The organism is Limosilactobacillus alvi (genome assembly GCF_016900115.1).
Taxonomy (GTDB): domain Bacteria; phylum Bacillota; class Bacilli; order Lactobacillales; family Lactobacillaceae; genus Limosilactobacillus; species Limosilactobacillus alvi.
In genome coordinates, this window is sequence record NZ_JACJJQ010000021.1 from 1 (window position 1) to 12,901 (window position 12,901).

27 protein-coding genes are annotated in these 12,901 nt (G+C 44.7%); all 27 read left to right on the top strand.

Annotated features, from left to right (window positions below; translation table 11 throughout):
- Positions 1-355 precede the first annotated feature (355 nt).
- The 27 genes from rpsJ (at position 356) to rpsK (ending at position 12,871) form a co-directional block, all read left to right on the top strand.
- Positions 356-664, top strand: coding sequence for a 30S ribosomal protein S10 (gene rpsJ / locus H5993_RS05375; RefSeq protein WP_019206050.1), 309 nt, complete (start codon positions 356-358; stop codon positions 662-664).
- Between the two features lie 53 nt (positions 665-717).
- Complete coding sequence (gene rplC, locus H5993_RS05380; RefSeq protein ID WP_019206049.1) at positions 718-1,380, top strand: 50S ribosomal protein L3; 663 nt, start codon at positions 718-720, stop codon at positions 1,378-1,380.
- 19 nt (positions 1,381-1,399) lie between these two features.
- The gene (gene rplD / locus H5993_RS05385; RefSeq protein ID WP_180870317.1) at positions 1,400-2,023 is read left to right on the top strand and encodes a 50S ribosomal protein L4; all 624 of its coding nucleotides are present in this window, start codon (positions 1,400-1,402) and stop codon (positions 2,021-2,023) included.
- On the top strand, positions 2,023-2,316 hold the full coding sequence (rplW, locus tag H5993_RS05390) for a 50S ribosomal protein L23 (RefSeq protein WP_204776549.1): 294 nt from the start codon (positions 2,023-2,025) through the stop codon (positions 2,314-2,316). Before rplD ends, rplW begins: the two co-directional genes overlap by 1 nt.
- A gap of 25 nt (positions 2,317-2,341) precedes the next feature.
- Positions 2,342-3,187, top strand: a complete 846-nt coding sequence (rplB, locus tag H5993_RS05395) for a 50S ribosomal protein L2 (protein WP_180870313.1) — start codon at positions 2,342-2,344, stop codon at positions 3,185-3,187.
- A 31-nt stretch (positions 3,188-3,218) separates the two neighbouring features.
- Positions 3,219-3,500: a 30S ribosomal protein S19 gene (gene rpsS / locus H5993_RS05400; protein WP_180870312.1), complete on the top strand. Its 282-nt coding sequence runs from the start codon at positions 3,219-3,221 to the stop codon at positions 3,498-3,500.
- Positions 3,501-3,515: 15 nt separating this feature from the next.
- Positions 3,516-3,863, top strand: a complete 348-nt coding sequence (rplV, locus tag H5993_RS05405) for a 50S ribosomal protein L22 (RefSeq protein ID WP_006500617.1) — start codon at positions 3,516-3,518, stop codon at positions 3,861-3,863.
- A 12-nt stretch (positions 3,864-3,875) separates the two neighbouring features.
- The gene (gene rpsC, locus H5993_RS05410; RefSeq protein ID WP_204776550.1) at positions 3,876-4,523 is read left to right on the top strand and encodes a 30S ribosomal protein S3; all 648 of its coding nucleotides are present in this window, start codon (positions 3,876-3,878) and stop codon (positions 4,521-4,523) included.
- A gap of 3 nt (positions 4,524-4,526) precedes the next feature.
- A complete protein-coding gene (rplP, locus tag H5993_RS05415; protein ID WP_180870309.1) occupies positions 4,527-4,961 on the top strand; it encodes a 50S ribosomal protein L16 in 435 nt (144 codons plus the stop codon).
- A complete protein-coding gene (gene rpmC, locus H5993_RS05420) occupies positions 4,951-5,157 on the top strand; it encodes a 50S ribosomal protein L29 (protein WP_180870307.1) in 207 nt (68 codons plus the stop codon). The genes rplP and rpmC overlap by 11 nt, the downstream gene beginning before the upstream one ends.
- 24 nt (positions 5,158-5,181) lie before the next feature.
- Complete coding sequence (gene rpsQ / locus H5993_RS05425) at positions 5,182-5,448, top strand: 30S ribosomal protein S17 (RefSeq protein ID WP_019206040.1); 267 nt, start codon at positions 5,182-5,184, stop codon at positions 5,446-5,448.
- A 58-nt stretch (positions 5,449-5,506) separates the two neighbouring features.
- Complete coding sequence (gene rplN / locus H5993_RS05430; RefSeq protein WP_006916624.1) at positions 5,507-5,875, top strand: 50S ribosomal protein L14; 369 nt, start codon at positions 5,507-5,509, stop codon at positions 5,873-5,875.
- A 31-nt stretch (positions 5,876-5,906) separates the two neighbouring features.
- Positions 5,907-6,215 carry a 50S ribosomal protein L24 gene (gene rplX, locus H5993_RS05435; RefSeq protein WP_180870305.1) on the top strand — a complete coding sequence of 103 codons (309 nt, stop codon included), beginning with the start codon at positions 5,907-5,909 and terminating at the stop codon, positions 6,213-6,215.
- A gap of 29 nt (positions 6,216-6,244) precedes the next feature.
- Positions 6,245-6,787 carry a 50S ribosomal protein L5 gene (gene rplE / locus H5993_RS05440; RefSeq protein WP_204776551.1) on the top strand — a complete coding sequence of 181 codons (543 nt, stop codon included), beginning with the start codon at positions 6,245-6,247 and terminating at the stop codon, positions 6,785-6,787.
- A gap of 15 nt (positions 6,788-6,802) precedes the next feature.
- Positions 6,803-6,988 (top strand): type Z 30S ribosomal protein S14, encoded by a 186-nt coding sequence (locus H5993_RS05445; protein ID WP_180870302.1) that lies wholly within the window; start codon positions 6,803-6,805, stop codon positions 6,986-6,988.
- Positions 6,989-7,020: 32 nt separating this feature from the next.
- The gene (gene rpsH, locus H5993_RS05450) at positions 7,021-7,419 is read left to right on the top strand and encodes a 30S ribosomal protein S8 (RefSeq protein ID WP_180870300.1); all 399 of its coding nucleotides are present in this window, start codon (positions 7,021-7,023) and stop codon (positions 7,417-7,419) included.
- Between the two features lie 28 nt (positions 7,420-7,447).
- Entirely contained in the window at positions 7,448-7,984 is a 537-nt protein-coding gene (gene rplF, locus H5993_RS05455; protein WP_180870298.1) for a 50S ribosomal protein L6, read from the top strand.
- Positions 7,985-8,028: 44 nt separating this feature from the next.
- Complete coding sequence (gene rplR, locus H5993_RS05460) at positions 8,029-8,394, top strand: 50S ribosomal protein L18 (RefSeq protein ID WP_305066881.1); 366 nt, start codon at positions 8,029-8,031, stop codon at positions 8,392-8,394.
- Between the two features lie 21 nt (positions 8,395-8,415).
- Positions 8,416-8,925: a 30S ribosomal protein S5 gene (gene rpsE / locus H5993_RS05465; protein WP_180870294.1), complete on the top strand. Its 510-nt coding sequence runs from the start codon at positions 8,416-8,418 to the stop codon at positions 8,923-8,925.
- A 14-nt stretch (positions 8,926-8,939) separates the two neighbouring features.
- Positions 8,940-9,122, top strand: a complete 183-nt coding sequence (gene rpmD, locus H5993_RS05470) for a 50S ribosomal protein L30 (RefSeq protein WP_180870292.1) — start codon at positions 8,940-8,942, stop codon at positions 9,120-9,122.
- 30 nt (positions 9,123-9,152) lie between these two features.
- Positions 9,153-9,587, top strand: a complete 435-nt coding sequence (rplO, locus tag H5993_RS05475) for a 50S ribosomal protein L15 (RefSeq protein WP_180870290.1) — start codon at positions 9,153-9,155, stop codon at positions 9,585-9,587.
- A complete protein-coding gene (secY, locus tag H5993_RS05480; protein ID WP_180870288.1) occupies positions 9,587-10,894 on the top strand; it encodes a preprotein translocase subunit SecY in 1,308 nt (435 codons plus the stop codon). Before rplO ends, secY begins: the two co-directional genes overlap by 1 nt.
- Before the next feature lie 13 nt (positions 10,895-10,907).
- Complete coding sequence (locus H5993_RS05485; protein ID WP_204776552.1) at positions 10,908-11,564, top strand: adenylate kinase; 657 nt, start codon at positions 10,908-10,910, stop codon at positions 11,562-11,564.
- A 138-nt stretch (positions 11,565-11,702) separates the two neighbouring features.
- A complete protein-coding gene (gene infA, locus H5993_RS05490) occupies positions 11,703-11,921 on the top strand; it encodes a translation initiation factor IF-1 (protein WP_006500601.1) in 219 nt (72 codons plus the stop codon).
- Positions 11,922-11,946: 25 nt separating this feature from the next.
- A complete protein-coding gene (rpmJ, locus tag H5993_RS05495; RefSeq protein ID WP_006916637.1) occupies positions 11,947-12,063 on the top strand; it encodes a 50S ribosomal protein L36 in 117 nt (38 codons plus the stop codon).
- A gap of 25 nt (positions 12,064-12,088) precedes the next feature.
- Positions 12,089-12,454: a 30S ribosomal protein S13 gene (rpsM, locus tag H5993_RS05500; RefSeq protein WP_180870284.1), complete on the top strand. Its 366-nt coding sequence runs from the start codon at positions 12,089-12,091 to the stop codon at positions 12,452-12,454.
- Between the two features lie 27 nt (positions 12,455-12,481).
- Complete coding sequence (gene rpsK / locus H5993_RS05505; protein ID WP_003716676.1) at positions 12,482-12,871, top strand: 30S ribosomal protein S11; 390 nt, start codon at positions 12,482-12,484, stop codon at positions 12,869-12,871.
- The last annotated feature ends 30 nt before the right edge of the window (positions 12,872-12,901 follow it).

Genomic DNA, 12,901 nt, shown 5'->3' on the forward strand with positions numbered 1-12,901 from the left:
TTCGAGAATCAAGTGTAACTTGATTCTCCATTGCCTAAACGATTTCCAGATCAAGAGGCACACTGTTGCCTTTTGATACAGAAGCTCGGTCATTTATGGCCGAGTAGTTCACATTTAAGCGAAGAAAATGAAAATCAAAAAATAATTTCAGAAAATCCTTGATCTAAAGCGGGCTTTCTTGTATGATAGTAAAAGTGCTGAACGACAGGGGCGAGAAAGCCACTCCCCCTACTGATTCAGTCAAGTCAGGCGATGAAGTGGAAGGTTGCGACACACCCGGCCGCTTTGCCACAGGATGTGGCGGTAATTTCCACGGAGCTAGTCAAATTTTAAATCTGACGAAGGAGGGAATACAATGGCAAAACAAAAGATTCGTATTCGTTTAAAGGCTTACGAACACCGCGTTTTGGATGAATCAGCAGACAAGATTGTTGAAACTGCAAAGCGGACTGGTGCTCAAATTTCAGGTCCTATCCCGTTACCAACTGAACGGACTCTCTACACGGTTATCCGTTCACCACACAAGTTTAAGAAGTCACGGGAACAATTCGAAATGCGCACCCACAAGCGGTTGATCGATATTATCGACCCAACCCCTAAGACAGTTGACGCTTTGATGAAGCTCGACTTGCCAAGTGGTGTTGATATCGAAATTAAGCTTTAATTTAAACGTATCTATCAAATAAAAATAAATCAAAATAAATTGGAGGTGTACTCATGACCAAAGGAATCTTAGGTAAAAAGGTCGGCATGACTCAAGTTTTTACTGACAACGGTGAATTAGTTCCAGTTACGGTAATCGACGTAACGCCAAACGTTGTGCTTCAAGTTAAGACGGTTGAAAACGATGGTTACAACGCAGTTCAACTTGGTTTTGATGACAAGCGCGAAATCTTGAGCAACAAGGCTGAACAAGGTCATGTAGCAAAAGCTAACACGAATCCTAAGCGCTTCATCGGTGAAATCCGCGACGCAGAATTAGGAGACGACATTAAAGTTGGTGACGAAATCAAGGCGGACGTATTCGCAGAAGGCGAAACGGTCGACGTTACGGGTGTCACTAAGGGTCATGGTTACCAAGGTAACATTCACAAGGATGGTCAACGGCGTGGTCCTATGGCTCACGGTTCTCGTTACCACCGGCGTCCTGGTTCCTTGGGTGCGATTATCAACCACGTCTTCAAGGGTAAGAAGTTGCCAGGTCGGATGGGTAACAACACTCGGACCATGCAACATTTGAAGGTTGTTAAGGTTGACCTTGAAAACAACGTTCTTTTAATCAAGGGTAACGTACCAGGCGCAAACAAGTCTTACGTAACGATTAAGAACTCTGTTAAGGCAAACACTAAGAAGAGCCTTAGCAAGCAACATAACAACTAAGAAAGGAGGAAGCTAAAATATGACTAGCGTTGCATTATACAACCAAGACGGTAGCCAAAACGGCACTGTTGAACTCAACGATGCAATCTTTGCTGTTGAAGTTAACCAACATGCTGAATTCGAAGCTATTCTTCGTCAACGTGCTTCCCTTCGTCAAGGGACTCACGCTGTAAAGAACCGTTCAGCTGTTCGCGGTGGTGGTAAGAAGCCGTGGCGTCAAAAGGGTACCGGTCGTGCACGGCAAGGTTCTATCCGCGCTCCTCAATTCCGGGGTGGTGGAATTGTCTTTGGGCCTACGCCACGTTCATACAACTACCGGTTACCACGGAAGGTTCGTCAACTTGCTATTAAGTCTGCCTTAACTGAAAAGGTAGCTGATAACAACTTCGTAGTTGTTGACGGATTAAACTTTGATGCACCTAAGACGAAGGAATTCGCCGGTGTATTAAACAACTTAAACGTCAACGAAAAGACGCTGATCGTTGTAACTGATGACGACAAGTTTGCAGCACTTTCTGCACGGAACTTGACTAACGTTACGGTTGTTACCCCAGCTGGAGTTAACATCTTAAACGTAGTTGATGCTCAAAAGGTAGTCATCACTAAGTCAGCTCTTTCTCAAGTAGAGGAGGTGCTCGCATAATGGAATCACGCGACATCATTTTACGTCCAGTTATCACGGAAGCATCAACTGCTGCCATGGACGCTAAGCGTTACACTTTTGACGTTGACTTACGAGCAACCAAGACGCAAGTTAAGAATGCGGTTGAAGAAATCTTCGATGTAAAGGTTGTTAAGGTTAACATCATGAATGTTAAGGGAAAGCAAAAGCGTCAAGGCCGTTACGTCGGTTACACTAAGCGTCGTCGTAAGGCAATCGTTACGCTTTCTGCTGACTCTAACGAAATCAAGTTGTTCAACGACGACAACGAATAATTTTAAAGGTTAGGAGGAAAACACAGTGGGAATTCGTAAGTACAAAGGTACCACTAATGGTCGCCGGAACATGAACGGCTATGACTTCGCTGAAATTACGAAGACGACGCCTGAAAAGTCTCTGTTGGCACCATTAAAGCACACTGCTGGTCGTAACAATTACGGTCACATGACTGTTCGTCACCGTGGTGGTGGTACGAAGCGTCAATACCGGATCATCGACTTTAAGCGGATCAAGGATGATGTTCCAGCAACGGTTAAGGCAATCGAATACGATCCAAACCGGACTGCAAACATTGCATTGATCGTTTATGCTGATGGAACAAAGTCATACATCTTAGCACCTAAGGGACTTAAGGTTGGGATGACGGTTCAATCTGGTTCTGATGCTGACATCAAGGTTGGTAACACTTTACCATTAAAGGATATTCCAGTTGGTACTGTTATCCATAACATTGAATTGAAGCCAGGTAAGGGTGGTCAATTAACTCGTGCCGCTGGGACTTCTGCTCAATTGCTTGGTAAGGAAGAAAAGTATGTCTTAGTTCGCCTTTCCTCTGGTGAAGTTCGGATGGTCTTGGCAGCTTGCCGGGCTACGATCGGTGCCATGGGTAATGATGAACACGCCCTCTTGATTAAGGGTAAGGCAGGTCGTTCACGCTACGCTGGTCAACGTCCACACGTTCGTGGTTCTGTTATGAACCCTAACGACCACCCTCACGGTGGTGGTGAAGGTAAGGCTCCAGTTGGTTTACCATCTCCATTATCTCCATGGGGTAAGAAGACTGTTGGTAAGAAGACTCGTTCACACAAGGCTCGTTCCAACAAGTTTATCGTTCGTGGTCGCAAGCGTGGTCCACACACCCGTTAATATTTAAACTTACCCGAGAGGAGGTACAAAAATGTCTCGTAGTTTGAAGAAGGGGCCGTTCGCTGATGCTCACCTACTTAAGAAGGTAGAAGCACAAGCCAACAGTGATAAGAAGACGGTCATCAAGACCTGGTCACGTCGCTCTACTATCTACCCAAGTTTTATTGGTTTAACTTTTGCTGTGTACGATGGTCGTAAGCACGTTCCAGTGTACGTTCAAGAAGACATGGTCGGTCACAAGCTTGGTGAATTTGTGCCAACGCGGACTTTCCATGGTCACGCATCCGACGACAAGAAGACTGCTAAGAAGTAAGGAGGGAATTGATAAATGGCTGAAAACATCACTTCAGCTAAGGCAACTGCCAAGATGGTACGGGTATCCGCACGTAAGGTTCGCCTTGTATTGGATACGATCCGCAACAAGTCAGTTGCTGAAGCCTTTGCTATTCTGAAGTTCACTCCTAACGGTGCAGCTTCAGACGTCGAAAAAGTATTAAAATCTGCTGTTGCAAACGCTGAAAACAACTTTGACCTAGATCGGGCTTCATTGGTTGTTAGCGAAGCCTTTGCCAACGAAGGACCAACCCTTAAGCGGTTCCGTCCTCGTGCCAAGGGTTCAGCTTCTCCAATCAACAAGCGGACTAGTCACATTACAGTGGTTGTTACAGAAAAATAGGAGGAATGAATAGTGGGTCAAAAGATTAATCCTAATGGTTTCCGTGTTGGGGTCATTCGTCCATGGACTGCTAAGTGGTACGCAGATAAGAACTACGCTGCTTACTTGAACGAAGACCTCCGGATCCGTAAATACATCGAAAAGCGACTTGCTGATGCCTCTGTGTCAACCATCGAAATTGAACGGGCTGCTAACCGCGTGAACGTTTCAATTCACACCGCACGGCCAGGTATGGTCATCGGTAAGGGTGGTTCAGAAGTTGAAGCACTTCGTTTGGAACTCAATAAGTTGACTGGCAAGCGGGTTCACATCAACGTTATTGAAATTAAGAAGCCTGACTTAGACGCTCACTTGGTTGGACTTAACGTTGCTGAACAACTTGAAAACCGGATTGCGTTCCGGCGGGCAATGCGTGGAGCTATCCAACGTGCTATGCGTGCCGGTGCTAAGGGGATCAAGATTCAAGTTGCTGGTCGTTTAAACGGTGCCGACATGTCACGGATTGAATCATACTCAGAAGGTACAGTTCCATTGCACACGTTGCGCGCCGACATTGATTACTCATGGGACGAAGCACGGACTACTTACGGTCAACTTGGTATCAAGACTTGGATTTACCGTGGTGAAGTGCTCCCTGAAAAGAAGAATGGAGGGAAGTAAAACATGTTAGTACCAAAGCGTGTTAAGCACCGTAAGGTTCAACGTGGCCACATGCGTGGTGAAGCTAAGGGTGGCAAGACCGTTAGTTTCGGTGATTTTGGTCTGCAAGCGTTGGATTCCCACTGGATTTCTAACCGCCAAATCGAAGCAGCTCGTATTGCTATGACTCGTTACATGAAGCGTGGTGGTAAGGTTTGGATTAAGATCTTCCCACACCTCTCATACACTAGCAAAGGTGTTGGTGTCCGGATGGGTAATGGTAAGGGTGCTCCTGAAGGTTGGGTAGCCCCAGTCAAGCGTGGTAAAGTTATGTTCGAAGTTGCTGGGGTTCCTGAAGAAGTTGCCCGTGAAGCTCTTCGGCTCGCTGGCCAAAAGTTGCCAGTTCGCACAAAGATTTTAAAGCGTGAGGAAGTAGGTGGACAATCTAATGAAGACTAAAGATTACGTACAAGAACTGAATGGATTAACCACTGAGCAATTGCTTAACCGGGAAAAGGAACTCAAGGAACAATTGTTTAACTTACGTTTCCAATTAGCAACCGGTCAGTTGGAAAACACTGCAAGTCTTAAGAGCGTTCGCAAGAACATTGCACGGGTTAAGACGGTTCTTCGCCAACAAGAATTAAACAAATAAGAATACGAAAAGGAGGATTAGCGCATGAGTGACGAACGTAATGCACGTAAGGTGTACCAAGGTCGTGTCGTTTCAGACAAGATGGACAAGACAATTACCGTTGTAATTGACACTTACAAGAGTGCCCCAATTTACGGTAAGCGGGTTAAGTACTCTAAGAAGTTCTATGCCCACGATGAAAACAATGAAGCCCACGTAGGTGACACTGTTCAAATCATGGAAACGCGGCCATTATCCGCAAAGAAGCGTTTCCGTCTTGTTAAGGTTGTTGAAAAGGCCGTTATCCTTTAAGCCTTAACCACATTCGTATTCTTAATTCTTACTTAGAGATGGAAGGAGGACACTAACCGTGATTCAACAAGAAAGTCGGTTGAAGGTCGCTGATAACTCAGGTGCCCGTGAAATCCTGGTAATCAAGATTTTGGGTGGTTCCCGTGTCAAGACCGGTAATATTGGTGACATTATTGTTGCTACTGTAAAACAAGCAACACCAGGTGGCGTTGTCAAAAAGGGTGATGTTGTGAAGGCCGTTGTCGTTCGGACTAAGCATGGTCTTCACCGGAAAGATGGTTCTTACATCAAGTTTGATGAAAACGCTGCTGTTTTGATCAACAATGACAAGAGCCCTAAGGGTACCCGTATTTTTGGCCCAATCGCTCGTGAGTTACGTGATGACGACTTTATGAAGATCGTTTCACTTGCTCCAGAAGTACTTTAAGATTACCGAAAATAAGGAGGTGCACTACCACATGTTTTTAAAGACAGGTGACAAGGTTCGCGTCATTACCGGTAAGGATAAGGGCAAGGAAGGCACGATCAAGAAGACCTTTGCGAAGGAAAATCGTGTGATCGTTGAAGGTGTTAACATGATTAAGAAGCACCAAAAGCCAACTAGCATTAACCCTAACGGTGGCATCGTGGACACTGAAGCTCCAATTCAAGCTTCAAATGTGATGTTGATCGACCCATCTACGAACGAACCAACTCGAGTTGGCTTCCAAGTCGTTGATGGTAAGAAAGTTCGGATTGCCAAGAAGTCAGGCAAGCAAATTGACTAATTTTTCTGGGAAGGAGGAATATCCAGATTATGGAAAACCGTTTAAAGGCTAAGTATGAAAATGAAATTCGTCCTAGCTTAATTGAAAAGTTTAACTACTCTTCAGTTATGGCTGCCCCAAAGATCGATAAGATCGTTTTAAACATGGGGGTTGGTGACGCAACGCAAAACTCTAAGAACTTGGACGAAGCCGTTGAAGAATTAGGCTTGATCTCAGGTCAAAAGCCATTAATTACTAAGGCAAAGAAATCTATCGCCGGCTTCCGTCTTCGTGAAGGAATGCAAATCGGTGCAAAGGTTACCCTTCGTGGTGAACGGATGTACGATTTCTTAGACAAGTTAATTAACGTTTCCTTACCACGGGTTCGTGACTTCCGTGGGGTTTCCAACAAGTCATTTGATGGCCGTGGGAACTACACCCTTGGGGTTCGGGAACAATTAATCTTCCCAGAAATTGATTATGATAATGTTAAGCGAGTTCGTGGGTTAGATATCGTCATTGTTACGACTGCTAACACTGATGAAGAATCACATGAATTGTTGGCACAACTCGGAATGCCATTCGCTAAGTAAAAGGAGGTTCCACAATTGGCTAAAAAATCAATGATCGCTAAGTGCAACCGTCCAGCCAAGTTCTCAACCCAAAATTACACGCGTTGTGAACGTTGTGGCCGTCCGCACTCAGTTTACCGTAAATTCCACTTATGCCGGATTTGCTTACGTGAACTTGCCCATGATGGTCAAATTCCTGGGATGAAGAAGGCTAGTTGGTAAACAAATCAACGACAAAAGGAGGAAAATACACGATGTCTATGAGTGATCCAATTGCAGATTTCTTAACTCGTATTCGGAACGCTAACATGGCGCACCACGAATCAGTTGAAGCACCTGCATCAAAGATGAAGAAGGACATCGCAGAAATTTTGAAGCAAGAAGGCTTCATTCGCGATGTTGAATACGTAGATGACAACAAGCAAGGCATCATTCGTGTCTTCTTGAAGTACGGCAAGGACGGAGAACGCGTTATCTCTGGCTTGAAGCGGATTTCAAAGCCAGGTCTTCGTTCATACGTTAAGTCAGACGCTGTGCCAAAGGTCTTAAATGGTTTGGGTATTGCTATCATTTCAACTTCTAACGGGGTTGTTACTGATAAGGTAGCCCGTGCCAAGAAGATCGGTGGCGAAGTTATTGCTTACGTATGGTAATCAAATTTAATCGATAGGAGGTGTAAAGATGAGTCGTATTGGTTACAAGGAAATTGACTTACCTGAAAACGTTGAAGTATCTCAATCCGGTGATGTGGTTACGGTTAAGGGTCCTAAGGGTACACTTTCTCGTGAAATTTCACCATTGATCAAGATGAGTATTGAAGGTAATGTTATTAAGTTCGATCGTGACGGTGACGATAACAAGGTTCGTGCACTTCACGGAACTACGCGGGCTAATGTGAACAACATGGTTGAAGGTGTTGTTAATGGTTACAAGAAGACCATGAAGTTAGTCGGTGTTGGTTACCGGGCTCAATTCAAGGGTGACAAGTTGATCTTGACTGTTGGTTACTCTAACCCAGTTGAAATGGACAAGCCAGCTGATATTGATATTAAGGTTCCAGATAACACTACCATCGAAATCAGCGGGATTGATAAGCAAAAAGTTGGTGACTTTGCAGCGGAAGTTCGTGCCGTTCGTTCACCAGAACCTTACAAGGGTAAGGGGATTCGCTACGAAAACGAACACATCTCCCTTAAGGAAGGTAAGACTGGTAAGTAATCGTTACTTGCTAGCAAGTTAAATTAAGATATAGAAAATAAGAGGTGACAGTTGTGATTTCAAAACCAGATAAGAACAAGATCCGTCAACGCCGTCACATGCGCGTTCGCGGCAAAATCTCTGGTACTGCAGAGCGCCCACGTTTAAGTGTTTACCGTTCTAACAAAAACATTTACGCTCAATTAATTGATGACGTAAAGGGTGTGACGCTCGCAAGTGCCTCAACTTTAGACAGTGAAGTAAGTGGCAAGACTAAGTCTGAAAAGGCAGCTGGCGTCGGAGCATTAATTGCGAAGCGCGGAGTTGAAAAGAACATTTCAAACGTTGTCTTTGACCGTGGTGGTTATCTTTACCATGGTCGGGTTCAAGCATTAGCTGAAGCCGCTCGTGAAAACGGTCTACAATTCTAAGAAAAGGAGGAATAACCCGTAATGGCATCATCATCATTCATTGATCCAGCTAAGTTGGATCTAGACGATCAAGTTGTTTCCATCAACCGGATTACCAAGGTTGTTAAGGGTGGTCGTCGTTTGCGTTTTGCTGCATTAGTTGTTGTCGGCGACCACAACGGCCACGTTGGCTTTGGTACTGGTAAGGCTCAAGAAGTTCCTGAAGCAATTCGGAAGGCTTCTGCGGCTGCTCAAAAGAACTTGATTAAAGTGCCTACTGTAGGTACTACGATTCCTCATGAAGTAATCGGTACTTACGGTGGTGGTAAGATTTTGCTCAAGCCAGCTGTTGAAGGTTCCGGGGTTGCTGCCGGTGGTGCGGTTCGTAACGTTATGGAACTCGCCGGGATCGACGATGTTACTTCCAAGCGTCTTGGTAGCAACACGCCAATCAACGTTGTGCGGGCAACCTTCGAAGGTTTAAAGGCTTTGAAGAGCGCTGAAGAAGTTGCAAATCTCCGTGGCGTTTCAGTTGACCACTTGGCAGAATAATAGGAGGACAAATTATGGCTAAAGTTAAAGTTACTTTAATCCGCAGTGTTGCCCACCGCCAACCAACTCAACGTCGGACTGTTAAGGCGCTGGGCCTTGGCAAGCTTCACAGCTCCGTTATCCTCCCAGATAACGCTGCAACTCGCGGGGCAATCTTTAAGGTCGCTCACTTAGTTTCTGTTGAAGAAGTTAAGTAATTTAAACTTAAATAAGGAGGTGCCAAAAAAATGAAGTTAAACGAACTACAACCTGCTGAAGGTTCTCGTTTTAAGCGGCTTCGTAAGGGTCGTGGTCTTTCATCTGGACATGGTTTTACGTCCGGTCGGGGGACTAAGGGTCAAAAGGCTCATGGTAAGACGCGTCTTGGCTTCGAAGGGGGCCAAATGCCACTCTATCGGCAAAAGCCAAAGCGTGGTTTTACTAGCATGAACCATAAGGACTACGCACTCATCAGCTTAACGACTTTAAACCGTTTTGACGACGGTGCTGAAGTTACGCCAGCTACTTTGAAGGAAGCCGGCATTGTTAAGAACGAAAAGAGTGGAATTAAGGTTCTTGGAAACGGACAACTCACCAAGAAATTAACGGTCAAGGCTCACCAATTCTCTGCTTCTGCTAAGGCAGCCATTGAAGCAGCTGGTGGCACGGCTGAGGTGATTTAATGTTTTCAACCGCCAGAAATGCATTCAAGGTTAAAGATATCCGTTCGCGGATTCTTTTTACTTTGTTTGTGCTGGTTGTTTACCGGTTAGGTGCATCAATTACGGTTCCAGGGGTTAACGCCGCAGCGTTGGCGCAATTATCATCGTCAGGGTTAGCGTCAATCTTAAATACATTTAGTGGAGGCGGTCTCCAAAATTACTCATTGTTTGCAATGGGAGTTTCACCTTATATCACGGCACAAATTGTGGTTCAATTATTACAAATGGATATTGTACCGAAGTTTGTTGAGTGGAGTAAACAAGGTGAAGTGGGACGGCGAAAGCTAAATCAGGCAACTCGTTGGTTAACCATTGTTTTGGGGTTTGTCCAATCAATCGGGATTACCGCTGGATTTAATGCACTAAGTACGATTAAGTTGGTGAACAATCCTGGGGTAGAAACCTATTTAACGATTGGTTTAATTCTGACGGCCGGAACGATGTTTGCCACCTGGATGGGTGACATGATTACTGAAAAAGGTCTGGGAAACGGGGTTTCCGTTTTGATCTTTGCGGGGATCATCGCTTCGATGCCTTCAGGAATTGAGCAACTTTGGAATGACCAAATTACTGGTGAATCCGGTACCGACCTCTGGATGGGGATTGGGTTTATTGCTCTCGTAGTAGTGGCGCTCTTAATTATTGTGGCGTTTGTTACCTGGGTTCAACAGGCTGAACGACGGTTGCCAATCCAATATACGCGTCGGACAACGACCTCACCTAAGAATAGTTACCTGCCGTTAAAATTAAATGTTTCTGGGGTTATCCCCGTAATCTTCGCTGGTTCCTTTATTTCAACACCACAAACGATCTTGATGGCTTTCCAACGGACTCATAGTGGTGATACTTGGTATCAAGTGATGACCGACATTTTTAATTTACAATCGACGGCTGGAATTAGTCTTTATATTTTCCTAATTGTGATCTTTACTTTCTTCTATGCTTTTGTTCAAGTTAACCCTGAGAAGTTAGCAGAAAACTTACAAAAACAAGGGAGTTATATCACTGGGGTTTGGCCTGGTAAGGGAACTCAAGATTACGTATCGGCATTGTTGATGCGTTTGAGTACCGTCGGATCACTTTTCTTAGGATTAGTTTCATTGATTCCGTTGCTCGCAAGCAATATTTGGAACCTTAGCCAATCAATTGGTTTAGGGGGAACAAGTTTATTGATTGTTGTGCAAATTGCTTTGGATGTAAATCGGCAACTGAATGGGTTAACGATGAAGCGTGAATATATCGGCTTCATTCATGAACCAGAAGCTTAGGGGGAAAATCTTCATGAGTATGAACCTTGTATTGATGGGGCTCCCGGGTGCCGGCAAAGGGACCCAAGCCCAATATATTGTTAATGATTTTAACATTCCGCATATTTCAACCGGGGATATTTTCCGGGCTGCTATGAAAAACGAAACGCCAATGGGACTTCAAGCTAAGCAATTCATCGATAAGGGTGAATTGGTTCCTGATGAAGTTACTAACGGAATTGTAAAGGAACGCTTAGCCCAAGATGATGTCAAAGATGGCTTCATGTTGGATGGGTTCCCACGTAACTTGGCCCAAGCTGAAGCTTTAAACCAAATGCTTGATGCTGACGGTAAAAAGCTTGACGCGGTTATCAACATTCATGTTGATCCAGAAGTCTTAGTTGATCGTTTAAGTGGTCGTTTCATTTGCAGAAACTGTGGCGCAACTTATCATAAGTTGTACAATCAACCAAAAGTTGAAGGCACTTGTGATGTTTGTGGAAGTCACGAGTTTTATCAACGGGATGACGATAAACCAGCAACCGTTAAGAATCGGTTAGCAGTCAACATTAAACTCAACACTCCACTCATTGATTTTTATGAAAAGCAGGGCTGTCTGTACCAAATCAATGGTGAGCAAGATATCGATAAGGTTTACCAAGCCATTAAGGAAGTTTTGACGAACCTGTAAGCGAAAATAAGGTTAACCTTGCAACACAGGATAACCTGTGTTAAACTATGCAAGGTTTATCTAGCTCGCAGTGGGTAGCGGATTCCGCTTCCCACCTTTTTACGTAAATTCTGAGATACGGCAAGGAGGAACCGTGCAGTGGCAAAAGCCGATGTAATCGAAGTTGAGGGTAAGGTTACTGAAACTTTACCTAATGCAATGTTTAAAGTTGAATTGGAAAATGGGGTTGAAATTTTAGCTCACGTTTCTGGTAAGATCCGGATGCACTATATTAAGATCTTGCCTGGTGACCGGGTTAAGGTTGAAATGTCTCCATATGATCTGACCAAGGGCCGGATTACTTTCCGCTTCAAATAAATCTGGATTTTAGGAGGATTTTACAATGAAAGTACGTCCATCAGTAAAGAAGATGTGCGATAACTGCAAAATTGTCAAGCGTCGTGGCCGGGTTATGGTTATTTGCTCTAACCCTAAGCACAAACAACGTCAAGGCAAGTAATTAATTATATAAAGGAGGTGCAATAATGGCTCGTATTGCAGGTGTCGACTTACCTCGTGACAAGCGAATCGTTGTCGGCTTAACTTACATTTTTGGAATTGGTGATTCTACTGCGCACAAGATTTTGGAAGCAGCTGGTGTTTCTGAAGACGTGCGGGTACGTGATCTTACGCCGGATCAAGAAGAAAAGATCCGGGCTCAAGTGGAAAACCTTAAGGTTGAAGGGGACCTTCGTCGTGAAGTTTCCTTGAACATCAAGCGGCTCCAAGAAATTGGATCATACCGTGGGATGCGTCACCGTCGTGGTTTACCAGTTCGTGGTCAACACACTAAGAACAACGCTCGGACCCGGAAGGGGAAGGCTGTTGCGATTGCCAATAAGAAGAAGTAATTATTAGTAAAGGAGGTTAGTTAGTTTATGGCAACCAAAAAGGGTACGCGCAAGCGTCGTGCAAAAAAGAATGTTGAAACTGGTGTTGCACACATTCACTCCACTTTTAACAACACTTTGATCATGATTACCGACGTTCAAGGTAACGCTGTAGCTTGGTCTTCAGCTGGTGTCTTGGGCTTTAAGGGTAGTCGGAAGTCAACGCCATTTGCTGCTCAAATGGCTTCAGAAGCTGCTGCTAAGCAAGCAATGGAACATGGTATGAAGACTGTTGAAGTTGAAGTTAAGGGTCCTGGTTCCGGTCGTGAATCTGCTATCCGTGCATTGCAAGCAACGGGGCTTGAAGTTACCGCAATTCGTGATGTAACTCCAGTGCCACACAACGGTTCTCGTCCTCCAAAGCGTCGTCGTGTTTAATTTGCATCACCGGCGATCTTTATGTCGACC